Annotated in this window: 21 protein-coding genes and 2 tRNA genes; 9 read left to right on the forward strand and 14 right to left on the reverse strand. The window is 48.0% G+C overall.

The features are described 5' to 3' along the window. The first annotated feature begins 253 nt into the window (after window positions 1–253). Entirely contained in the window at window positions 254–421 is a 168-nt protein-coding gene (gene rmf / locus A7K98_RS07040; protein WP_087487907.1) for a ribosome modulation factor, read from the forward strand. A 512-nt stretch (window positions 422–933) separates the two neighbouring features. On the opposite strand, the gene fabA is transcribed toward rmf, so the two are convergent. Beyond that, window positions 934–1,452, reverse strand: coding sequence for a bifunctional 3-hydroxydecanoyl-ACP dehydratase/trans-2-decenoyl-ACP isomerase (gene fabA / locus A7K98_RS07050; RefSeq protein ID WP_157665891.1), 519 nt, complete (start codon window positions 1,450–1,452; stop codon window positions 934–936). Between the two features lie 68 nt (window positions 1,453–1,520). After that, window positions 1,521–3,281, reverse strand: a complete 1,761-nt coding sequence (locus A7K98_RS07055) for an AAA family ATPase (RefSeq protein WP_087487910.1) — start codon at window positions 3,279–3,281, stop codon at window positions 1,521–1,523. Window positions 3,282–3,451: 170 nt separating this feature from the next. On the opposite strand from A7K98_RS07055, the gene matP reads away from it, so the two are divergent. Beyond that, window positions 3,452–3,916 (forward strand): macrodomain Ter protein MatP, encoded by a 465-nt coding sequence (gene matP, locus A7K98_RS07060; RefSeq protein WP_087487911.1) that lies wholly within the window; start codon window positions 3,452–3,454, stop codon window positions 3,914–3,916. Window positions 3,917–4,006: 90 nt separating this feature from the next. Here the strand turns inward: matP and ompA are convergent, their stop codons facing one another. Both ompA and sulA read right to left on the reverse strand, forming a co-directional pair. Further along, a complete protein-coding gene (gene ompA / locus A7K98_RS07065) occupies window positions 4,007–5,062 on the reverse strand; it encodes a porin OmpA (protein ID WP_087487912.1) in 1,056 nt (351 codons plus the stop codon). A 346-nt stretch (window positions 5,063–5,408) separates the two neighbouring features. Then, a complete protein-coding gene (sulA, locus tag A7K98_RS07070) occupies window positions 5,409–5,900 on the reverse strand; it encodes an SOS-induced cell division inhibitor SulA (protein WP_087490404.1) in 492 nt (163 codons plus the stop codon). A gap of 218 nt (window positions 5,901–6,118) precedes the next feature. Between sulA and A7K98_RS07075 the strand changes: the two genes are divergently transcribed. Then, window positions 6,119–6,769 carry a TfoX/Sxy family DNA transformation protein gene (locus tag A7K98_RS07075; protein ID WP_087487913.1) on the forward strand — a complete coding sequence of 217 codons (651 nt, stop codon included), beginning with the start codon at window positions 6,119–6,121 and terminating at the stop codon, window positions 6,767–6,769. Here the strand turns inward: A7K98_RS07075 and yccS are convergent. Both yccS and A7K98_RS07085 read right to left on the reverse strand, forming a co-directional pair. Further along, window positions 6,744–8,888 (reverse strand): YccS family putative transporter, encoded by a 2,145-nt coding sequence (gene yccS, locus A7K98_RS07080; protein ID WP_087487914.1) that lies wholly within the window; start codon window positions 8,886–8,888, stop codon window positions 6,744–6,746. The genes A7K98_RS07075 and yccS overlap by 26 nt on opposite strands. Before the next feature lie 14 nt (window positions 8,889–8,902). Next, complete coding sequence (locus A7K98_RS07085; protein ID WP_087487915.1) at window positions 8,903–9,346, reverse strand: YccF domain-containing protein; 444 nt, start codon at window positions 9,344–9,346, stop codon at window positions 8,903–8,905. Between the two features lie 124 nt (window positions 9,347–9,470). On the opposite strand from A7K98_RS07085, the gene helD reads away from it, so the two are divergent. Further along, entirely contained in the window at window positions 9,471–11,525 is a 2,055-nt protein-coding gene (helD, locus tag A7K98_RS07090) for a DNA helicase IV (RefSeq protein ID WP_087493476.1), read from the forward strand. 5 nt (window positions 11,526–11,530) lie between these two features. Here helD and A7K98_RS07095 read toward each other — a convergent pair whose 3' ends face one another. Together A7K98_RS07095 and A7K98_RS07100 are read right to left on the reverse strand one after the other, a co-directional pair. Continuing rightward, window positions 11,531–12,010: a methylglyoxal synthase gene (locus A7K98_RS07095; RefSeq protein WP_087487917.1), complete on the reverse strand. Its 480-nt coding sequence runs from the start codon at window positions 12,008–12,010 to the stop codon at window positions 11,531–11,533. Window positions 12,011–12,078: 68 nt separating this feature from the next. After that, entirely contained in the window at window positions 12,079–12,684 is a 606-nt protein-coding gene (locus A7K98_RS07100) for a DUF2057 family protein (protein WP_087487918.1), read from the reverse strand. A gap of 173 nt (window positions 12,685–12,857) precedes the next feature. On the opposite strand from A7K98_RS07100, the gene A7K98_RS07105 reads away from it, so the two are divergent. Continuing rightward, the gene (locus tag A7K98_RS07105; RefSeq protein WP_087493477.1) at window positions 12,858–13,280 is read left to right on the forward strand and encodes a CoA-binding protein; all 423 of its coding nucleotides are present in this window, start codon (window positions 12,858–12,860) and stop codon (window positions 13,278–13,280) included. A 19-nt stretch (window positions 13,281–13,299) separates the two neighbouring features. On the opposite strand, the gene hspQ is transcribed toward A7K98_RS07105, so the two are convergent. Together hspQ and rlmI are read right to left on the reverse strand one after the other, a co-directional pair. Further along, window positions 13,300–13,614 carry a heat shock protein HspQ gene (hspQ, locus tag A7K98_RS07110; RefSeq protein ID WP_087487920.1) on the reverse strand — a complete coding sequence of 105 codons (315 nt, stop codon included), beginning with the start codon at window positions 13,612–13,614 and terminating at the stop codon, window positions 13,300–13,302. A 59-nt stretch (window positions 13,615–13,673) separates the two neighbouring features. Continuing rightward, the gene (gene rlmI / locus A7K98_RS07115) at window positions 13,674–14,864 is read right to left on the reverse strand and encodes a 23S rRNA (cytosine(1962)-C(5))-methyltransferase RlmI (RefSeq protein WP_087487921.1); all 1,191 of its coding nucleotides are present in this window, start codon (window positions 14,862–14,864) and stop codon (window positions 13,674–13,676) included. Between the two features lie 83 nt (window positions 14,865–14,947). Here rlmI and A7K98_RS07120 point away from each other — a divergent pair, with 83 nt between their 5' ends. Next, entirely contained in the window at window positions 14,948–15,223 is a 276-nt protein-coding gene (locus A7K98_RS07120) for an acylphosphatase (protein ID WP_087487922.1), read from the forward strand. A 12-nt stretch (window positions 15,224–15,235) separates the two neighbouring features. Here A7K98_RS07120 and tusE read toward each other — a convergent pair whose 3' ends face one another. After that, window positions 15,236–15,562, reverse strand: a complete 327-nt coding sequence (gene tusE, locus A7K98_RS07125; protein WP_087487923.1) for a sulfurtransferase TusE — start codon at window positions 15,560–15,562, stop codon at window positions 15,236–15,238. Between the two features lie 98 nt (window positions 15,563–15,660). After that, a complete protein-coding gene (yccA, locus tag A7K98_RS07130) occupies window positions 15,661–16,317 on the reverse strand; it encodes an FtsH protease modulator YccA (RefSeq protein ID WP_087487924.1) in 657 nt (218 codons plus the stop codon). Window positions 16,318–16,543: 226 nt separating this feature from the next. Between yccA and A7K98_RS07135 the strand changes: the two genes are divergently transcribed. From A7K98_RS07135 to agp, 3 genes are all read left to right on the forward strand, one after another. Continuing rightward, window positions 16,544–16,631: transfer RNA gene (locus A7K98_RS07135), tRNA-Ser, on the forward strand. Window positions 16,632–16,691: 60 nt separating this feature from the next. Beyond that, window positions 16,692–16,779: transfer RNA gene (locus A7K98_RS07140), tRNA-Ser, on the forward strand. A gap of 267 nt (window positions 16,780–17,046) precedes the next feature. Next, complete coding sequence (gene agp / locus A7K98_RS07145; RefSeq protein ID WP_087487925.1) at window positions 17,047–18,546, forward strand: bifunctional glucose-1-phosphatase/inositol phosphatase; 1,500 nt, start codon at window positions 17,047–17,049, stop codon at window positions 18,544–18,546. A 338-nt stretch (window positions 18,547–18,884) separates the two neighbouring features. Here the strand turns inward: agp and cycA are convergent, their stop codons facing one another. Beyond that, on the reverse strand, window positions 18,885–20,276 hold the full coding sequence (gene cycA / locus A7K98_RS07150) for a D-serine/D-alanine/glycine transporter (RefSeq protein WP_087487926.1): 1,392 nt from the start codon (window positions 20,274–20,276) through the stop codon (window positions 18,885–18,887). Window positions 20,277–20,597: 321 nt separating this feature from the next. Then, the gene (locus A7K98_RS07155; RefSeq protein ID WP_087487927.1) at window positions 20,598–20,822 is read right to left on the reverse strand and encodes a DUF2594 family protein; all 225 of its coding nucleotides are present in this window, start codon (window positions 20,820–20,822) and stop codon (window positions 20,598–20,600) included. Window positions 20,823–20,838 lie beyond the last annotated feature (16 nt).

The raw sequence follows: 20,838 nt of genomic DNA on the forward strand, positions 1-20,838 counted from the left end.
GCGAGCCCGGCTCAGAAAAATCCGGACTTTTGCTTAGATTTGTAAAATTACCAGAGCTGAAAAACGTCTGTTACCGCTAACGCCTTGTCTTAAGTCTGTTTCCTGAAAAGCTATTGCATTAATGTGACAGCCAGATGAATTTTAGGCATTGATCTTTTGGTTTTTAGGCGGTAGAAATAGGACGTGGTTGAGCATTTATTAACCACGGATCCTTTCTATCCCGTCCCACCTTAAACTATGAGGGAAAGCTGGTATGAAGAGACAAAAAAGAGATCGCTTAGAGCGGGCACATTCACGCGGCTATCAGGCCGGAATAACCGGACGACCGAAAGAGAATTGTCCGTATCAGACCACTGACACACGCTCACATTGGCTGGGCGGATGGCGGATGGCAATGGCCGAACGTTCGGTGTTTGCTTAACTCTGAGGATCTAAGCGTGCCGGAGCCTTTGCTGATGTCAGGGGTTCCGGCAGAAAATAACTGGCAAAAACTACTACCGGTACTGTTTCACTTCACTCTGATTTCTGTCCTGCATTTCATAACACCCCGCACCGACTTGTTCTCTGATAACTTCCTCAAATCACCAGCAGATAAAATAATGATTTTCACTGCTGATTTACCCGGCTTAGCTTGATTCCCCGGCGCCCGGGTTTCCGGCATAAATGTATTGTGTGGCAGTCAGCCTGACGTGAGCCAAAAGCGGTTACTCTGCTAAGCGTTGTGATGTAAGTCAGAAGGGTTTCATCCGGAATATTCAGGTCCGGGGCAGTCCTGTTATATCCGCAGGATAACCGGAGATTGATATAACACAGGTAACATAAGGGGAATCGGCGAGCCTGCTCAGTCGCAGCAGATAACTCAGATAACAGTGGAATAACAGAAACAAAAAAGGCGGGGAAAACCCGCCTTTAGAAGATATAGCTGAATCTGGATTAGAACGCCGCAGCGTCCTTGAACAGACCCACTTTCAGATCGTTAGCGTTGTAGATCAACTGACCATCAACGAAAACTTCTCCATCAGCAACACCCATTACCAACTTGCGATTGATAACGCGTTTGAAGTGGATTTTGTAAGTGACTTTCTTCGCTGTCGGTAATACCTGTCCGGTGAATTTAACTTCACCTACACCCAGTGCACGTCCTTTACCTTCGGCACCCAGCCAGCCAAGGTAAAAACCAACCAGTTGCCACATAGCATCCAGGCCCAGACAACCAGGCATAACCGGGTCATTGACGAAATGGCAGGCAAAAAACCATAAATCAGGAGTGATATCTAATTCAGCTTCAACGAAACCTTTATCGTACTTACCACCCGTTTCGGACATTTTGACGACACGGTCCATCATCAGCATGTTCCCTGCTGGTAATGGCGGGCCATTCTCGCCAAATAGCTCTCCGCGTCCGGAGGCAGCAAGGTCTTCTTTTGTATAGGAATCGCGTTTATCTACCATGTCTGTTTTTAGCCTTAAATTTGTGAATTGGGGAGAATAGCTTACAGTTGTACGCTGAGCAAGTCCGATTAACGCTGGTTGAACCAGTTAAGCCAACGTAACAGCCCTGTACCGCCTCTGGTTTCAGGTTGAGTTGCTCTGGTAATACGCTCCTGGATCAGCGATAAAAGATCCTCGCTTTCGTCATCAGCACGCCATTTCTTACCAGTGAGTAATTCAATAGCTTCTTCAGCACTGTCTACTGCCCACAAGTGAAACTGTCCTGCTTTTACCGCTTCCACCACTTCAGTACTTAGCGAAAGGTGACGGACATTCGTTTGCGGAATAATCACCCCTTGTTTGCCGGTGAGCTCCCGTTGAGAGCATACCGTGAAAAAACCTTCGATTTTTTCATTGAGCCCGCCAACCGGCTGAATATTACCCAACTGATCTACTGAACCGGTAACCGCGATTGACTGCGACAGCGGTTGCTGAGATAAGGCACTGACTAAGGCACAAAGTTCAGCCAGCGAGGCACTGTCTCCGTCAACTTCTGAATATGACTGTTCAAACACCATTGATGCACTGAAAGGCAATTGTTGTTCGAGTTCAAGCTCAGAAATCAGATACGCCTGGATAATCATCATACCTTTAGCATGAAGATTACCGCCCAGTTCAGCTTTTCGTTCAATATCCATTACTTCGCCATCGCCGTAATGAACCACACAGGTAATACGTGATGGCTCACCCCAGGGGCGCGGATGACCAGGGAAATCCAGTACAGACAATCCGTTGACCTGACCAGTCACTTCACCATCAGTATCAATAAGAATCTGTTGTTCGCTGATTTCTTCCTGCATTCTTTCAGGGAGAAAGCTTTCACGCCATACTCTGGCTTCCAGCGCACCACGCAATGATTCAGCATTAATTTCGCCACCGTAAGTCACCGCGTCCATCAGTTGTCGCTGTATCCAGCGTGGGCAAAGTGGTAGCAAGGTTTGATCACCGGTATAACGACAACCTTCAACCACCAACAGTGGCCAGCCATCATCAGCAATTTCAGGCAACATGAGCTCACGGCACAGGGTTCTTACCCACTCACACCATAGCGTCATATCTTCATCATCGTGGATACGCCACTGCTCTTCAAATTCGCTATAAAGAGCATTCTCCATCAGTTCAGGCTCCGATTCCTGAAACGCTGCCAGAGCATCACGATCGCCACACAGGATCAGTTTTACATTCAGAGGCAAGGCTGGCAAAGCAAAAGGGAAGGGCTTACGTTCATCAGCCGGAACCCATTCAAAAGAACCGTTGGTAAGGTATTTTTTGAGGCGCAACCACATCAGAGGTTGTTCAAGCAGGGTTCGAACGGAAAGGATCAGTGTCCCTCCGTTAGCCTGATGGAGTAAGCCAGGCTCAGGAACCAGTTTGTTACCCTGTTGGCGAACAACTCCGAACAATTCGCTGCATTCGACCCATTCACTGAAATAAATCCCGGATTGCTGGCAGAATAATGCCTGGTCTGCCGGGGCTTCCGCAAGTAAATAACTACCGTCAGTCTGTTGCTGGTAATTCCAACCTTGGGCAACAGCAGGATTCTCTGGATCGGATTCAGACACCGCCATACAGGCGGAGGCAATTCGGGAAAGATAGTCAGTATTTTCCTGACTACGTACCATCAGCACTGTCATTAGGGTCTGACTGTCTAAATAGGCCAAAGCGTTCATTAAACGGGGCTGTACAGATGCCTGAATATCGTCATCATCATCGGACGGCCGGGAGAAAGCAGCCTCATATTGGCTGGTATCCGGCTGCAGGGCTTGCCAGGAAAGTTGAGAGCTGATCAAAGTAATCGCATTTATCCGGTGTAAAGAAAGCGACGATTATACAGGAAATAAGGGGATGAAACAGCGTGCTTTGATAGGCGTACAGCACAGAATAGGCTAAAGTAATCCTTACTACAGCGGCGAAAAAAACTGTTATTCTTATTCTGATACCTGAAGATGATGAGACCCCGATGAAATATCTGCAACTTGAGAATCTGGAGTCCGGCTGGAAATGGAAGTACCTGGTGAAAAAGCACAGGGAAGGTGAAGCCATCACCCGATATCCGGAACAGAGTGCTGCGGAAGAAGCGGTGAGAATACTGATCACTCTTGAACACCGGCCCGGAGAGATTGCTGGCTGGATTGAACAACATATGAATCCGGTGTTGTTTAACCGGATGAAGCAAACTATCAGGGCTCGCAGGAAAAGGCATTTTAACGCGGAGCACCAGCATACCCGCAAGAAATCAATCGATCTCGAATACCTGGTATGGCAACGACTGGCGGGGCTGGCACAGCGTCGCAACAATACATTGTCAGAAACGATTGTTCAGTTGATTGAGGATGCGGAAAGGAAAGAAAAATATGCTTCGCAGATGTCTTCACTGAAGCAGGATCTGCAATCAATTCTCGGGCAGGGTTCTGAGAGTAAATAGGCTGACAGCTATCATTATGTTCAGGCGGGTTGCTTTACCGCCACCAATAAAAAACCCCGCTTAGGCGGGGTTTTTTTACGCTGTTACTTATTAGCCCTGTGGCTGAGTAACAACGTCTTTGATACCTTTAACTTCGATCTCAACACGACGGTCTGGACCCAGGCAATCGATCAGGGCAGCACGGCCTTTCACGTTGTCACAGGTGCTACCGGTAACTGGGTCAGATTTACCCATACCTTGTGCAGAGATTTTGTTAGAAGGGATACCTTTAGAAATCAGGTAGTTAACAACAGACTGTGCGCGCTGCTCAGACAGTTTCTGGTTGTATTGTGCTGAACCGATACGGTCGGTGAAGCCCAGAACAACAACAGAACCATCTTTAGGATCTACAGAGCTCAGCTGGGTGTACAGCTGATCCAGAGCCTGCTGGCCGCTTGGTTTCAGAGTTGCTTTGTTGAAGTTAAACAGTACGTCTGATTTCAGAGTAAAGTGTTTGGTTTCAACAACCGGGGCCGGAGCTGGTGCCGGAGCTGCAACAGGGGCTGGAGCATCATCCTGACCGAAACGGTAAGAAACACCAACACTCAGCATTGAGTTATCAGGACGTGCACCAACGGTCTGTGCATCACCGATGTTGTTAACCCACTGGTAATCCAGACGGGTTGCCCAGTTCTGAGTGATTGCGTATTCAACACCAACTGCTGCCAGTGGAGAAACACCGGTATCGTGGTCAGAGTAACCATTGCGGTAGTCTTTGCTGTCTGCACGCCATACCATGCCGCCCAGACGGGTATACACGTCCAGATCGTCCATGATTGGGTAGCTCAGTTTAGCTGCTAACTGAACGCCCTGTGCTTTGAAAGCACCGTGGTTAGTTGAACCGTAAGGCATGCGGCCTAACCAGTCATAACCCAGTTCAAAGCCCAGGTACTGGTTTGCCTGATAGCCAACGAATGCACCGGCACCCAGCTGGTTTTTCTTAGGAGCGTTACTGACGTCGTAGTTGTTACCGTAGAACCCGGTATCGTGGTACTGAGACCAGCCCAGTTTACCACCGGTGTACCAGGTGTTATCTTTCGGTGCGGCCTGCGCTACGGTAGCGAAACCTGCCAGTGCCACTGCAATTGCGATAGCTGTCTTTTTCATTTTGCGCCTCGTTATCATCCAAAATAGGCAATGAGCATAAATGTTGCTCTTGGTTGTAATCCTTCGCCGGGTTATATCGCTCGATTTTTACTCTGCCAAAAAGGAGATTATTGAGCACCCTGGCGAGCTAAAGTCTACAACGAGATTAGAAAGTTACAAGTAGGATATGATGTTGTACAGTAAAAAAACAGCAAAACGTACACAGTTTGTTACATTTAAAACTGAACTCTGCTCAACAAACCCATCACAAATTGGCCTTAAACCATTGTTGGCTCAGGAATGTCGCGCGGCATCAGTAATTTATTTTTCTTCACGCAATTTTTCCTGGGAAAAATCTTATTTTAGCTCAATGTAGTAAGGGAGACTGAATTTTCAATCGATTTTCCTGTCTGCCGGAATAATTAAAGTCATTTTCTTCCCGCATAATCAAACCAAGAGTACGACCCTCTTTTGCTGCCTGTTCGAGTTCTTCGCGTTCAGCGGCTGTCAAATGTCCGGGCAACCAGGCAACAACCACACTAAAATTACCTGAGCGAAGTGCTTTGGCCATTGCTCTGACACCCCCTTCAGTGGTGAGTGACGGCACCTGCATGCTTTTATCCAGTGGCAAGCCTGATTGCTGCAGCCAGTGGCGGTTTAGTTTATGAGCCGGGGTCAGCCAGAGCTGCCAGCGTGACTGTTCACTGAGTTGCTTCAATAAAGGTAGCAGTAAACTGTTCAGCAGGGCAGGATGCTGTGCATGATAACTTAGCTCACTGATGCAGCCGCAAGCCTCAGAAGAGGGGGCTGAGTGACGGTGAACGTTAAAAGTCTCTGATTTCAGTAGCTGAGTACGCATTTTTTTACCCATCCGCAATAAACTGTATGGATATACAGTATTCCTGTTATGAACAAAGATCAATCATTTTTCTGAAAACAGTTCGCAGAATCTGAAACTAACTCACCAAACCGTGATTTATACATTGAACATCTAATAGCTTTTGTTTACCTTCCAACATGTTGATAAATATTATTTTATTGGCATCTGTTCCATTGCCTGAACCAGGGAGGTTCGCGATGAATATATCCGTTCAACGTGTTGAAGAATCGAAGAAACAGTTGGCTGAACTCGGCGAAATTCAGTCACGTACCCAGTTTGGTGGGTACTCCTTATCAGTGGAAAAGATTGTGTTTGCACTGGTGAGTGATGGTGAGCTGTATTTGCGGGCGAGCGAAACTATGCAGCGTTACCTGCAACAACGCGCATTACAGCCATTTATTTTCCACAAACGTGGGCAATGTATTAGCCTGAATTACTTTAAAGTAGATTCCAGACTCTGGCACCACACCGATGATCTGCTGGCCCTATCCCGGGGATCCCTGAATGAAGCCAGAGCCTTGCGTGAAGCACAACTCAACTGCCAACGGCTTAAAGATTTGCCTAATCTGAGTATTCGCCTGGAAATGTTACTGATTGAAGTTGGAGTCACCACGGTGAGCCGGTTACGTGATCTGGGTGCCAAACAATGTTGGGCGAGGCTCAGAAGTAAAAATCGCCATCTTGGTCTGAAAACATTGTACGCATTACAAGGCGCAATCTCTGGACAGCACCAGGAAGTGCTGGCCAGAGAGGTCAGAGATGAGCTTAAACACTGGTATCAGCAATTTACTCAGAGTCCGATAATTACCCTGCGTAAAGGGACTAAAGGGCCTTCAACTCCTTCCTGATGCTGATAAGATCAGGGAGCACTTTCAGTAACAAGCCAATCTGTTGTAGCATCACCGGCTCCCGGCTTTCCGGATTGGCTTCAATATTGTTCATCTCTTTAATCAGAACATGCAGCTTTTCGGTAATCTGCTGCTCGCTGTCAGGGGTTGTTTGCACAATGTTTTCTGACAGGCTGACGGTATCGTCCAATAACTGCAATAAGTCCTCTCGTCCGGTCTTTTCCCTGTGGGCCCCTAATGCTGAGATGTAACTGAGGAAACTGTGATTGAGGCATAGCACTCTGAACGCCAGATCCTTGACTGGTAAAGTCAGGTCATTTCCACTGTTCAGATTAGAAATAACCAGTGCCAGTTCCGCATCAGCATTGTGCGCATCCCTGCGGGCAACACGATAGGACATACGATTATCTTTACCCTCGTGATATTGCTCGAGAATTGCGTCCAGATATCTGTTATTCGCAGCCAGTGCTTTGTTAATCACGTCAGGTAACTGACGATAGCGCCAGTCCGGGAAAATCCAGGCAACAGCCATCCAGGAAAGAGCACAACCGATGAGTGTGTCTATAATTCTGGGTAAAGCGACATCAAAACCTTCACCTAACAGATTGAAGCTGAGTAGCGCCAGTAAGGTGATAAATATTGTTGCCTGTGCATACTGAATAAGCCGGAAGGCAAAAAACAAGACTCCGCTGATAACTATCAAAATCAGCTGGCCCTGGATAGAGGGGACCAGCCACAGCACCGGCAGGCCGATAATAATTCCGGCAAGAGTACCAATGATTCGCAGAGCCAGACGCTTTTTGGTTGCTGCGTAGTTTGGCTGGCAGACGAATAAACTGGTCAGTAATATCCAGTAGCCCCGGTCCATACCGGTCAGCATAATAAACGCATAACCGACACACAGAACCACTGACACGCGAACCGCATGACGAAACAGAGCCGATTTTGGGCTCAGATGGCGGGTCAGACGAACCCTGACGTCCTGCCAGCCAGTTAGCCCTTCCTGTGAAAGATGCGTATCACTGTTCAGCCATAAATTATTCAGTAGCTGTTCCGAAGCAATAGAGATCAACTGGTCATCTATCGCTTTCAGATTACGCAATAACCAGTGTAAGCCCCGTGACTGAGGGTCTCCCGGTGAGTGAAGCGCCAGGCGATCCAACGCTTGTTGCAGATGGAAGAATGCCCGTTCAAACCGGGAGTCATGATGATATGGCTGCTTCATAATCACGGAATGAGCGACCTGACGGCAGGCACCAGCCTGCATGTGCATCAGGCGCTGAAAACGGAATAAAATTTCGCTGTATCGCCACTCATTACGCAACTGATGGTACTGAATGTGCGATGAGTTGGCCCGTTCATGAATTTCCTGAGCTGCAAAATAATAGAGCAATGAACGACGACTATTACGGGCTGCGCGCTCGCCGCTTAGCCGGCTCTGAATAGCAGTTTTGGTCAGATTAAACTGCGAAACCAGTTGGCTGTTAACCAGGGCAGCCTGGATTAATGACGGATCATCTGTTGCCTCTGCATCAGGGTCAAACAGATTTGCTTTTGCATCCAGATAACCTGCTAACTGGTTGTAGGTCTGAGCAAGTTGTTCCTGGACTGGTTGTACAGGGAACAACAGATGCATCAGCATAGTCAGCAGATAGTACCAAAGAGCACCGCTAAGCAGCAGGAGAGGTTGCAGGTACCACAGGCTGAATAAGTGGATACCCAGCATGGTGTAAATAGCCATCAGCAATGCACCGAACGCAATGGTGGCATAGCGTTGACCCAGGGCTCCTAATAAAATATAGAGCCAGCTGGAGATGGCGAGACCGAAGAAAAACAGCCAGGGATGTGGGAATAACAGCTCAACCGAAACCGTCGCCAGACAAAAACAACCGAGTGTAATGCTCATATTACGCAGCCGCCCGGTTAAGCGATCATCGATATCGGTAAGAGCAGCTGCAACCACACCAAGAATCAGGGGAATGGTCCAGGTGATATTCTGCAATGACCAGGAAAGTATCACGCATCCGGTCATTGCGATAAAAATTCTGACCGGATCGCGCCATAGTTTATTCATTAAAAACGTACGCCAGCCGTTGAGTAAACCCGAACCAAACTTCATTAATTCTGTTTTCCTTAAAAACGCCTGCGGGCCGCATTCTCGCGGGCATATTTTGCTTCTTCAACAGAGACAACCCGACGACCCACCGGCCATAAAGCAATCGCAGCAATCTTGAAATTAGCAATACCGACCGGAATGCCGATAATGGTAATGCACTGGACTATTCCGGCCGAAATGTGGGCCAGGCATAGCCACCATCCAAAAAAAATGAACCAGAAAATATTTAACAGCGTCCCGCCGGAGTTACGCAGCGAGCTTTTGTTTTCCGGACGCAGCAAATCCACATGGACCGCTTCATTACCGAAGGGGAACAGAGATAAACGAGTAATCTCCCAGCAGGAACGAGTCAGGGGCAGAGTAAAAACCAGAACAATGGTGATCAGAGTGGTCAGTAACCAGGCCAGTGTTGTGGCAAATCCACCCAGGATAAAATTCAGTATATTCAGCACAGTCCGCATATGTCAGGGCTCCTTTTATCTGTGTGACTCATAATGCATAGTGTAACGTTGTTTTTTGTCTGGAGCACTCAGTGACTCACAGTTAAACTGTTACTTAAGCATGGTATTGATAATGGCGTGAAGCATGGAACTTAAAGCAACTTCAATGGGCAAACGGCTGGCACAGCATCCTTACAACCGGGTTCGCCTGTTGCCTGCAGGTGTTGAAGTCAGTGGCGACCGCCATGAATATATTATACCTTTTAATCAGTTACTCGGTATTCAGTGTAAACGAGGGGTGGTTTGGGGAGAACTGGAATTTCAGCTTCCGGAAGACAAAGTTGTCAGGCTGCATGGCACCGAATGGCAGGAAACTCAGCAGTTTTATCACTATCTGCTGCAATCCTGGCAACATTGGAGCCAGCAAATGGCGGATGTTTGTTATCAGGTCCTCAGTGAACTGCAGCAGTATCTGCTGAGTCAGGTACAGCGTGATAGCTGGCTTACCCGCAGTGACATTCGTGGTTTTCGCGAGAAAATTGAGCAAAAATTCTCAGCTTTACCGCTTCCCCATGAACGTATCCCCGAATTTGAACAGTGTCTGCCATTATGGCAGTTTTGCCTGAGCTGGCTGAATTCCACTGAACAGCAGCGTAACGAGCGAAATCGCCAGTGGACAGAGGAGATTCTGGAACGTTATCAGGACTTCTTTGAAACGGTTGAATCTTCTCCTCTTAACCCGGCCCAGTGCCGGGCAGTGATTAACGGAGAGGATAATCTGCTGGTACTGGCCGGGGCCGGTAGCGGCAAAACCTCTGTGCTGGCTGTCCGCGCAGCCTGGCTGATAAAACGGAAACTGGCTTCTGCAGACCAGATTTTGCTGCTGGCATTTGGCCGGGATGCTGCAGATGAGATGAACCAGCGGGTGATTAAATCCACCGGGGAAGCAACCATTACAGCCCGGACGTTCCATTCCCTCGCGTTACATATTATTCAGCAAAGCAGTAATAAACAGCCGAAGATCAGCCAGCTTGAAAGCGATGCTGGTTTCCGTCGCCAAATGCTAACTGAAGTATGGCAACAGCAATGTGCGGAAAAAAAATCTTTTGCCAATGGCTGGCGTCAATGGTTACAGGAAGAATTGCAGTGGGAGATACCTGCTGATGCCTTCTGGCAGGATGAAAAACTGCTTACACAGATCTCTGGCCGGCTGGAGCGTTGGGTCTCACTGATGCGTAACCATGGCGGGGCGCAGGCAGCAATGATTGACGAAGCTCCGGAGGATATCAGGGTTTTATTCGGCAAACGAATCAGGCTACTGGCTCCGTTACTGAAAGCGTGGAAGAGTCATCTCAAACAGGAAGGGGCCGTTGATTTTACCGGCTTAATTCAGCAGGCCGTTGCTTTGCTGGATAAAGGGCGTTTTATCAGTCCCTGGAAGTATATTCTGGTTGATGAGTTTCAGGACATTTCCACACAACGCTCATCACTGATTAAAGCCTTACGTGAGCAGAATAAACGATGCAGCCTGTTTGCTGTCGGGGACGACTGGCAGGCTATCTATCGTTTTGCCGGGGCGGAAATTAATCTGACAACCCGTTTTCACCAGCAATTTGGAGAAGGTGACATCTGCGTACTGGACACCACTTATCGCTTCAACCAACAGATTGGCCTGGTCGCTAACCGGTTTATTCAGCAAAACCCGTTGCAGATGAAAAAAAGTCTCAACAGCCTGACAAAAGGGAACAAAAAGTCAGTATCACTACTGCCGGAAGACCAACTGGAAGCACTGCTAAATAAAATGAGTGGCTACGTTAAAGATGACGAAACAGTGTTGATTCTGGCCCGTTATCACTACCTCAGACCGCCGGTACTGGCTAAAGCTGCGACCCGCTGGCCTAAATTATCGGTCAGCTTTACGACCATGCACGCCAGTAAAGGGCAAGAGGCCGACTATGTCATTGTCATTGGCCTGAACGAAGGAAACAGCGGATTTCCTGCGGCAACCAGAGAATCCGTGATCGAAAAAGGGTTACTGCCTGAGCCGGAGGATTTTCCTGATGCTGAGGAACGACGACTGGCTTATGTCGCGATGACAAGGGCAAAACAGCAGCTGTGGTTGCTGTACGACAAACAAACACCTTCATGTTTTGTCGAAAACCTCAGGGATCTTGGTGTCCCTGTGGTTCGCAAACCCTGAACGACTTAATCGTTTTTCAGTAACGGTTCCTGCAATCGTTCAGCCATGTAGCGCGGATAGTCAGGAATCGTAATCTCAACACTCTGCCGGTATAAGACGGAGTTTACAATGAAATCGGCAGTTGAGCGGTTAGTTGCCACGGGGATATTCCATACGGTGGCCAGCCGCAATAATGCTTTCACATCAGGATCATGGGGCACTGCGTTTAACGGATCCCAGAAAAAGATTAACATATCCACTTTACCTTCAGAGATCATAGCTCCAACCTGCTGATCCCCACCCATCGGGCCACTCAGTAACGGATTTACATGTAAACCACAGTGCTTATTAATCAGATTACCGGTAGTACCGGTCGCATAAAGCGTATGCGATTCAAGTGAAGGCTGATTTTGCGTGACCCACTCCAGAAGAGAAGCTTTGCAATTATCATGAGCAACCAGGGCGATATGTTTCTTTTCCGGCAACGTTCTGACCGTCTGCTCCATTATTTATCCTTTTGATTGAGCGAATTCGCTGGGTTCTAAAGCAGTGTAGCGCGGCGGGGAATAACTGTTCAACTGGTTCGGAATTCACGTAACCAGGATAATAAAGACTGGAATGAGCGGCCGGCAAAGGATAAAGAACTGCTCAATGAAGAAACATCCTGATTAACATATTCACGGTTATCAGTATCAGTCAGAATATTTCCCTGCAAACCGGCTCCGGTAAATTTTTCTACTGACGCTTTTCTTTTTAACTGATTATAAGCTGTCATTTCGGCAACATAATCGACTCCGGGTGCGAGTGACAAATGGTCCTGAATGGCAGGAACATCATGATCGTTCTCATCAACAACCCGGAAGCGGGTTGCGCTGGAAACCTGCTTTTGTAACTCACCTGGAGCGGCTGGTTTCGGGAATAGCACATTAACCTTCTGGCCTTGTGCGGTGAAAGTAATAATAAATGCCGGGGAGTTTTTTTGCTGATCAATGGTAAATAAAATCTGATGCTGTCCGCGGTTCAGTTCAATACTGTCAGCACCTTTCAACAGGCTACCGGGCAAAGGATGTCCGTCCAGAACCAGTAAATTCATTTCCGGATTAAGTCTGAAGCTTAATGCTTCGGCAGCAGATGAAAAACTACCAAGCAACAGGCAGAGGAGAGGTGCTAAAAACTTCATCTTTGCTCCGGGGCAACCTTACGACCATGCATTTATCAGCAGTTAGTATTATGGCATTAAATTTTACAATTTGTCATATTTATTGTGCGGTAGCGCCGCTGGTGATACTGAGTTTTAGCGATACACTGAGGATAACCTCTGGGAACAATGACGGGCCAGGCAAGGGGGGAATAATGAACCAACCAGATATTGGCAGGATAATGACAACAGCGCGGCGTATTGCGTTGGTAGGGGCCAGTGATAACCCGGAGCGTCCGGCATGGCAGATAATGATGTTTTTATTACAGCACGGCTATGAAGTCATTCCTGTGAGCCCGCGGGTTGCAGGCAAAACACTGGCGGGTCAACTGGGTTATGCTTCGCTTGATCAGGTGCCCGGGCATATTGATATAGTCGATGTATTTCGCAATCCGGAAGTGGTGCCTGCAATTGCAGAACAGGCGGTTGCTCATGGCGCAGATGTGCTCTGGCTGCAGCCTGGCACCTTTAATCCGGAGGCTGAAGAACTTGCCAGTAAGGCAGGGCTTACGGTCGTGGCGGATAAATGCACTAAAATTGAAATAATGAAACTGGGACTGCCGCCTTTAACTGCATAGCTGAAAAAGGCGACAGTGATTAGTGACAGCGGTGTGGCGCGCGCAATTGCTGGCGGACGTTCTCGGCCAGCTCATCCAGTACCGGCTGATCAGGGTGTTCATCATAAACTTCCCCGGTCAGCTGGAATTCAGCGACATAAGTATGCACAGTTTCACCGGCTTCATCTTCCATCACTACATGATACCAGGGACGGGTACCGTGTAGGTCATAGCTTGGTTCCTCAGGAACCGGCATATCCAGTGAAAACTCAGCATCTACATCAACGACTACTCCGAGAGTTCCGGAGAGTTTGTGCCGGACCTGCTGGCCAATACCAAATTTGCTGCTAATCATAAATACCTCCGGAAGATCATCATTCCAAAGATATAAGGGCAGGGTCACTTTTTTTCAAGCTATTCTACGTAACAAACAAAACCTTTCAGATACAACCCTTCAGGATAGGATGAAATGACCGGGTGATCGGCAGCCTGGCGCAACTGGTCAACAAACTGGACATTCTTCCCTGCATCCAGCGCGGCGTCTGCGATGACTTTCTGAAATAAGTCCACGGTCATCAGTCCGGAGCAGGAAAAAGTTAATAGTATCCCGCCGGGATTCAGCAACTGCATCGCCAGCATATTGATATCTTTATAACCACGACAGGCTCCCGCCAGTTGATTTTTGTTTTCAACAAATTTAGGGGGATCCATGACTATTACATCAAATTTCTCACCGCTATCACGGTAACGACGCAGCAACTTAAACACGTCGTCCCGGATAAATTTGGCTTTATCCAGTGGCAACTGGTTGAGCTCGATATTCTGTCTGGCCACATCCAGTGCAGCTTCTGAGGTATCAACGCTCAGTACTTCGCGACAACCGCCGATTAATGCTGAAACCGCAAATCCGCCGGTATAAGAGAAGCAGTTCAGTACCCGTGCATTTTGACTGTAACGACGTAATGCATAACGGCTGTCACGTTGATCCAGATAATATCCGGTCTTATGTCCTTCCCTGATATCGACCAGCAGTTTCATACCATGCTCGGTAATCGGTAACAGGGCCGGAGGTTCCTGACCTGAGATCATACCGTGGGTGAGGGGGAGTCCCTCTTTTTTACGTACCGAAACATCGGAACGATCATAGACAGAACACTCAGGGAAACAATTCTGTAATGCGGTGACAATAGCAGGGCGCTGATATTCAGCACCGGCAGATAACAACTGTACCACCAGATAATCGGCGAACTTATCAATTGTCACACCGGGCATGCCATCTGATTCCCCGGTAATCAGACGATAACTGTCGAGATTGTCGGCTTTAGCCAACCATTCGCGCCATTGTCTGGCCTTGATGAGCCGTTGTTCGAAGAAGGCAATATCAATCGTTTCATCCTGTTCCCAGCTCCATACCCTGGCGCGAATTTGCGATTGAGGAGAGTATGCCGCACGTGCCAGCCAGCTACCTTTATGGTCACAAATATCCACAGTTTCCCCGGAGTTGGCGGAACCTTCGATACGGCTGATTGCGCCGGAAAAAACCCATGGATGGCGGCGTAGCAGGGATTTTTCACGTCCCCTGGAAAGAATTAATCTGGCAGTCATAATATACAGGTAGCAAAGAATAAAGGCGGTATTGTTAAGCGGATACCGCCAAATTGCAAACTAATCAACAGCGGGGGCAACAAATGCATTCAATCTGCAAAGTCCGGGTTACCGGACGGGTACAGGGGGTGTTTTTCCGGGACAGTACCAGGCGACAGGCGTTGAATCACGGGATCAATGGGTATGCTATTAATCTCAGTGATGGCAGTGTAGAGATCCTGCTGTCCGGTGAGCTCACTGCCGTCGAAACCGTTGTAGCGTGGATCACTGCCGGCGGCCCGCCTGCTGCCAGGGTAGATAGTATTGATGTACAGCCTCTGGAATCTGATGGTGGAGTTACAGGATTCACTACTGGCTGAACACTCAGAGGGTTAAAGGCATTTTGCCGGCTTAGGCAGTCCGGCTATTTTTGTTGCCTGCTTTGCAGGTCCGTCAGGAAACAGACGGAACAAATAACGGCTGTTGCCTTTCTCTTCACCGAACTTTTTTGCCATCGCTTTCACCAGCATACGTATGGCCGGGGAGGTGTTAAATTCCAGGTAAAACTCCCTGACAAACCTGACAACCTGCCAGTGGGCCTCTGTCAGTGTAATACCTTCACTGGTAGCTATTTCCTCAGCCAGGGCTTCTGACCAGTCGGCCGGAGATTTCAGATAACCTTCTGTATCTGTTTCAATGTCATGACCTGCAAACTTCACAATATATCCTCTTCAGTAACTGTCTCGCAGTGTAGCAAACTGTGAAGGACGAAAAAATACCCGCCGGAGCGGGTATTAAAAGGAATATGGCGGGTCTGTCAGTTGCTGCGTGAGAAACCTAACAGGCTCAGCAGGCTGACAAAAATATTATATAGCGACACATACAGGCTTACTGTTGCCCGGATATAGTTGGTTTCGCCGCCATGAATGATATTACTGGTTTCCCACAGGATGGCACCGGCAGAAAACAGGATAAACAGCGCACTCAGAGCCATTTGAAGTGCTGGCAAATGCAGGAAGATATTGGCAACCATTCCAACCAGCAGTACGACAAAACCTGCCATCATCATTCCACCCAGGAACGACATATCCTTACGGGTGGTGAGCACATAAGCTGAGCAGCAGAAAAATACTAATGCAGTACCACCCAGGGCCAGAGCTATAACATCACCCATACCTGCGGACAGGAAACTGCTGAGTATCGGGCCCAGGCAGTAACCCAGGAAACCGGTAAAGGCAAACGCAGCCAGAATACCTGCCGGCCGGTCAGCCAGTCGGTAAGTCAGAAACATCAGACCGTAGAATCCAACCAGCATAAGAATCAGCCCGGGAGCGGGTAATGCCAGCATAGTACTTGCGGTTGCGGTGACTGCAGAGAAAGCCAGAGTCATTCCGAGTAAGAAATAGGTATTTCGCAGTACCTTATGGGTACTGATTAAACTGTTACTGCGTCCAGGGGCAAGAATTCTGTCCATACAGGCTCCTTAAACTATTAAAAATGTTTTTTGTAATGCCCGCAGAATACGCACTGCCGGGCAATGGATGAAGTCGTTTTACCCATCTTTACGTGGAAAATTGCTCCATAAACCGGCAATCTGCTGTTTTTGCCAGCACTCATTAATAATTTGGCTGTTTTTCAGGCAAATGGAACATTCAGGGCTTTACAATGTTCGGGGGGATGTTTATAGTGCGCCTCATTGCGGAGGGGTGGCCGAGCGGCTGAAGGCAGCGGTCTTGAAAACCGCCGATGGGCAACCATCCGAGAGTTCGAATCTCTCCTCCTCCGCCATCTTTAGTACTCTGTTTTATTTGCTTTACAGAGCAGTATATCGTCTGTTCTGACCCTTACGGAGGGGTGGCCGAGCGGCTGAAGGCAGCGGTCTTGAAAACCGCCGATGGGCAACCATCCGAGAGTTCGAATCTCTCCTCCTCCGCCATATCTTAAGAAAGACCAGCCTGATGGCTGGTTTTTTTTTGCCTGCGGTTTATTGATGTGCAACTTTTCATTCTCCGGGAACTTTCATCAGCACATGGACTCTATTCCCTCTTACGTAGTGAATTAAGTTTGATATAGTGATGTAAACTTTTTGCTCTGACATCATTAACTGACAAGGAGAGAACAGTGGCCAAAGCGGTATTCATCCGGATGGACAATGTCAGAGACAATTTTTCTCGCGCCCCTCAGAATTCATGGAACAGTTATAATGATTAAGAAATTGAGCTTGTGTACACTCGCTGTACTGGCAGCACTACCTGTGAGCCTGCAAACTTTTGCGGCAGAAAACAGTATGCAGCTGGAACAGGTGTTAATGCTTAGCCGTCATAATCTGCGGGCTCCCCTGGCGAATGGCGGTAGTATCCTTGAACAGTCGACTAATAAGAAATGGCCGCAGTGGGATGTGGCGGGTGGCGAACTGACCACTCGTGGAGGTGTGCTTGAAGCTTACATGGGTAAATATACCCGTGAATGGCTGGCACAACAGGGAGTGGTGGACAAAAACCAGTGCCCGGCGTCAGATTCTGTCTTTGTTTATGCCAACAGCCTGCAACGCACAGTAGCAACAGCACAATTTTTTGTGAGCGGAGCATTTCCGGGATGTGATGTCGCGGTAACCCATCAGGATGCCATGGGTACGATGGATCCTGTATTTAATCCTGTCATTGCTAATGACAGTGCTGATTTTAAAAAATCAGCACTTCAGGAGATGTCTGCCGCTGACAAACAGCAACAACAGCAATTACAGGGCGCTTATAGCCAGCTGAGTAAAGTGGTTGATTTCTCAGCGTCTCCGTTATGCAAAGGCAAAGATAAGTGCTCTCTGGGCAGTCAGTCAGATAATTTCAGCCTGGACAAAGGTAAAGAACCCGCTGTTGAAGGCCCGCTGAAGATTGGTAATGCTCTGGTTGATGCATTCACCTTACAGTATTACCAGGGGTTCCCTGCAGACCAGGTCGCCTGGGGGCAAATCAAAACGCCTGAACAGTGGAAAGCTTTATCAGAAATCAAAAACGCCTACCAGAATATCCTGTTCACCACTCCTCAGGTTGCACGTGATGTTGCGGCACCTCTGGTTGATTATATTCGTAGCCAACTGATTGATCAGGATAAAACCAGCGCCCCGGCTTTCACTTTTATGGTCGGACATGATTCAAATATCGCATCAGTTCTGGCGGCGTTGAAAGTAAAACCATATCAACTGCCAGGTCAGTATGAGCAAACGCCTATTGGTGGTCAGCTGGTCTTCGAACGTTGGCATGATAAGAAAACCAACAAAGATCTGCTGAAAATTGAGTATGTGTATCAGAGTACTCAGCAGTTGCATGAAGCATCGACACTGAGCCTGGCGAACCCGCCACAGCGGGTGACTTTACAACTCGAAGGTTGTCCTGCAGACAGTAATGGTTACTGTTCATGGGATGATTTCAGTAAGGTTCTGAATGAGGCTCTGCAAGGTACCGCGATGCAACCACATATGGCGCCTGCTGAAACTCCGGCGGCACCGGCAACGGCTTCAACTGCTGACAGTACTGCTTCGTCAACTCCGGCAGCGGCAGCGCCTGCTGCGACAGACAGTCAGACCAAATCGCCAGCGGCTAACGCTCCGGCTGGAAATCCATCAGCCAGTAAATCAAATTCAGCTGATGCCAACCATTCATCTGCCGGCCACAGCTCTGGTGGTGGAAAGGGCGGTGATGCAAAATAAATAGCCGGTAGCTCTCACCTTCCGGTGATCCCTGGCTGATAAAAATCCTCGCAAAATGCGGGGTTTTTTTTTATCTGAAACCAGCGAATTACCCGGCATCCGGTAAATAATGCGCGGCTGTATAACAATATTTTAAGCGTATCGGTGGGCGGTTAATGCCTCAGGCAGAACGGGAAGTTTAATACTCACCAGATGATCTGATACTGACGGAAGATGATGCTGTTTTTGAAACTTTTGCTTCGCGGACCGCCACAGAAAAACCATCACTGGTAATTCTGTGGCTGGAACAGCCGGGTGATACAACATTGAGTAGCTACTGTATTATCCGGCGGGCAGGATTATGCAATTTTGCGCTTCTGTACCTGCCAGCCAATAGCCAGCACGATAAACCAGAGTGGAGTGACCATCAGTGCCTGACGGGTATCCGGCTGCAGGGTTAATAACACCAGCACAAAGGCAAAAAAGAGCAGACATACCCAGCACATCAGTTTTCCTGCAGGCATTTTGAACACGGAAGCCTGATGCAGTTCAGGGCGCTGACGGCGATAGACCAGATAGCTGCATAAAATAATCGACCAGACGAACATAAACAGAATCGCTGAAACGGTAGTGACCAGCGTAAATACAGTCATAACATTCGGGATCAGATAAATCAGTGCAATCCCTGCCAGCAAACAGAAGCAGGAGAAAAGCAATCCGCTTACCGGTACCGCACGGCCCGACAATTTCGCAAACCGGCTGTGGGCTACCCCTTGCTCTGCCAGGCCAAACAACATCCGGCTGGTGGAGAAAATACCACTGTTAGCCGAGGAAGCTGCTGAGGTCAGTACGACAAAATTGATGATACCGGCGGCTGCAGGTAAGCCAATCAGCACAAACATTTCTACAAACGGGCTACGTGACGGTACCACCTGATCCCACGGAGTGACGGCCATAATAACCAGCAGTGAAAAGACGTAAAACATAATAATACGCAGTGGTATGGCATTAATGGCACGTGGCAGGACCTTTTTCGGGTCATGGGTTTCTGCCGCCGTAGTCCCGACCAGTTCGATACCCACAAAAGCAAACACCGCAATCTGGAATCCGGCAAAAAAGCCGCTTAGCCCTTTAGGAAAGAAACCGCCATGAGTCCAGATATTACTGATGGCAGCATGCGGGCCGCCAGGAACACCATAGTGAATACAGACCAGAACAATACCAATCGCAATCAGAGCGATAATGGCTACGATTTTAATAATGGCGAACCAAAACTCCATCTCACCAAACATTTTTACAGTAGCGATATTCAGGACCAGGAATATTGCAATACAGAGAATTGCGCTCATCCACACCGAAAAACCGGGTATCCAGAACTGCAGGTAAGAAGTGATAGCCACAATATCTGCAATACCCGTCACCACCCAACAGAACCAGTAGGTCCAGCCGGTAAAATAGCCGGCCCAGGGCCCGAGCAGGTCAGCGGCAAAATCGCTGAACGATTTATATTCAAGATTAGACAGCAGCAACTCACCCATCGCTCTCATGACGAAAAACAGCATAAAACCAATGAGCATATAAACAAAAATGATTGACGGGCCGGCAAGACTGATAGTTTTACCTGACCCCATGAACAACCCTGTCCCGATAGCTCCGCCAATCGCTATCAACTGAATATGGCGGTTATTTAAATTACGTCGCAGTTTTTGCGTGTCCTGAACGGGCACATTTTCCTGAGGTTGGTGTGTCATTCCTTCATTTCCTGTGATAATTGTGTCAGCTCTGCTGGCTGTTTTTATTGTTTTCTGCCCTCAGTTCATCAGAGGACAGTGACGGGTAAATCAGTTAAGTGTCTGCAGGAGTCACCTTTTATCACACTCTCGATAACGTGAGAAATAACAAGCGCGATATCTGTGTCTGAGTGATGTTTTTTCGTTCGCAACTTTTTGTAAGGTGTACACAGTGAAAAACTGTAGATGAGTCTGGTGAGAGAAAAAGAGCGAAAAAAGTTGTTTAGAAGAGAGATTTGGTGAGGAACTCCTGCCTCAGTAAAGAGACAGGATATTAACGGATTACTGCAGATATCCGGCTTTAATCTGTTTCAGCGTTGCAATAAACGCTTCTGAATCAGCAGTATTTTCCAGTGAACCCAGGTAACGTTCCATATTCAAAATGGCTTTACCTGCATCTACCTGACTCATAGATTGCAAAATACAGGTAATCATCATTTTCAAGCAGGTCACTTCTCTGGCCAGTGATTCAGGGGTTTTATCTGTTGGAAATTCTACATAATTCATTATTTCAGACTCCGTT

This window comes from Tatumella citrea (assembly GCF_002163585.1).
GTDB lineage: Bacteria > Pseudomonadota > Gammaproteobacteria > Enterobacterales > Enterobacteriaceae > Tatumella > Tatumella citrea.

What these genes read in the sequence shown, in the direction of transcription:
- rmf (WP_087487907.1), top strand. Translation starts at nt 254, where the DNA reads ATGAAGAGACAAAAAAGAGATCGCTTAGAGCGGGCACATTCACGCGGC.
- fabA (WP_157665891.1), bottom strand. Translation starts at nt 1,452, where the DNA reads ATGGTAGATAAACGCGATTCCTATACAAAAGAAGACCTTGCTGCCTCC.
- matP (WP_087487911.1), top strand. Translation starts at nt 3,452, where the DNA reads ATGAAATATCTGCAACTTGAGAATCTGGAGTCCGGCTGGAAATGGAAG.
- ompA (WP_087487912.1), bottom strand. Translation starts at nt 5,062, where the DNA reads ATGAAAAAGACAGCTATCGCAATTGCAGTGGCACTGGCAGGTTTCGCT.
- sulA (WP_087490404.1), bottom strand. Translation starts at nt 5,900, where the DNA reads ATGCGTACTCAGCTACTGAAATCAGAGACTTTTAACGTTCACCGTCAC.
- A7K98_RS07075 (WP_087487913.1), top strand. Translation starts at nt 6,119, where the DNA reads ATGAATATATCCGTTCAACGTGTTGAAGAATCGAAGAAACAGTTGGCT.
- yccS (WP_087487914.1), bottom strand. Translation starts at nt 8,888, where the DNA reads ATGAAGTTTGGTTCGGGTTTACTCAACGGCTGGCGTACGTTTTTAATG.
- A7K98_RS07085 (WP_087487915.1), bottom strand. Translation starts at nt 9,346, where the DNA reads ATGCGGACTGTGCTGAATATACTGAATTTTATCCTGGGTGGATTTGCC.
- helD (WP_087493476.1), top strand. Translation starts at nt 9,471, where the DNA reads ATGGAACTTAAAGCAACTTCAATGGGCAAACGGCTGGCACAGCATCCT.
- A7K98_RS07095 (WP_087487917.1), bottom strand. Translation starts at nt 12,010, where the DNA reads ATGGAGCAGACGGTCAGAACGTTGCCGGAAAAGAAACATATCGCCCTG.
- A7K98_RS07100 (WP_087487918.1), bottom strand. Translation starts at nt 12,684, where the DNA reads ATGAAGTTTTTAGCACCTCTCCTCTGCCTGTTGCTTGGTAGTTTTTCA.
- A7K98_RS07105 (WP_087493477.1), top strand. Translation starts at nt 12,858, where the DNA reads ATGAACCAACCAGATATTGGCAGGATAATGACAACAGCGCGGCGTATT.
- hspQ (WP_087487920.1), bottom strand. Translation starts at nt 13,614, where the DNA reads ATGATTAGCAGCAAATTTGGTATTGGCCAGCAGGTCCGGCACAAACTC.
- rlmI (WP_087487921.1), bottom strand. Translation starts at nt 14,864, where the DNA reads ATGACTGCCAGATTAATTCTTTCCAGGGGACGTGAAAAATCCCTGCTA.
- A7K98_RS07120 (WP_087487922.1), top strand. Translation starts at nt 14,948, where the DNA reads ATGCATTCAATCTGCAAAGTCCGGGTTACCGGACGGGTACAGGGGGTG.
- yccA (WP_087487924.1), bottom strand. Translation starts at nt 16,317, where the DNA reads ATGGACAGAATTCTTGCCCCTGGACGCAGTAACAGTTTAATCAGTACC.
- agp (WP_087487925.1), top strand. Translation starts at nt 17,047, where the DNA reads ATGATTAAGAAATTGAGCTTGTGTACACTCGCTGTACTGGCAGCACTA.
- cycA (WP_087487926.1), bottom strand. Translation starts at nt 20,276, where the DNA reads ATGACACACCAACCTCAGGAAAATGTGCCCGTTCAGGACACGCAAAAA.
- A7K98_RS07155 (WP_087487927.1), bottom strand. Translation starts at nt 20,822, where the DNA reads ATGAATTATGTAGAATTTCCAACAGATAAAACCCCTGAATCACTGGCC.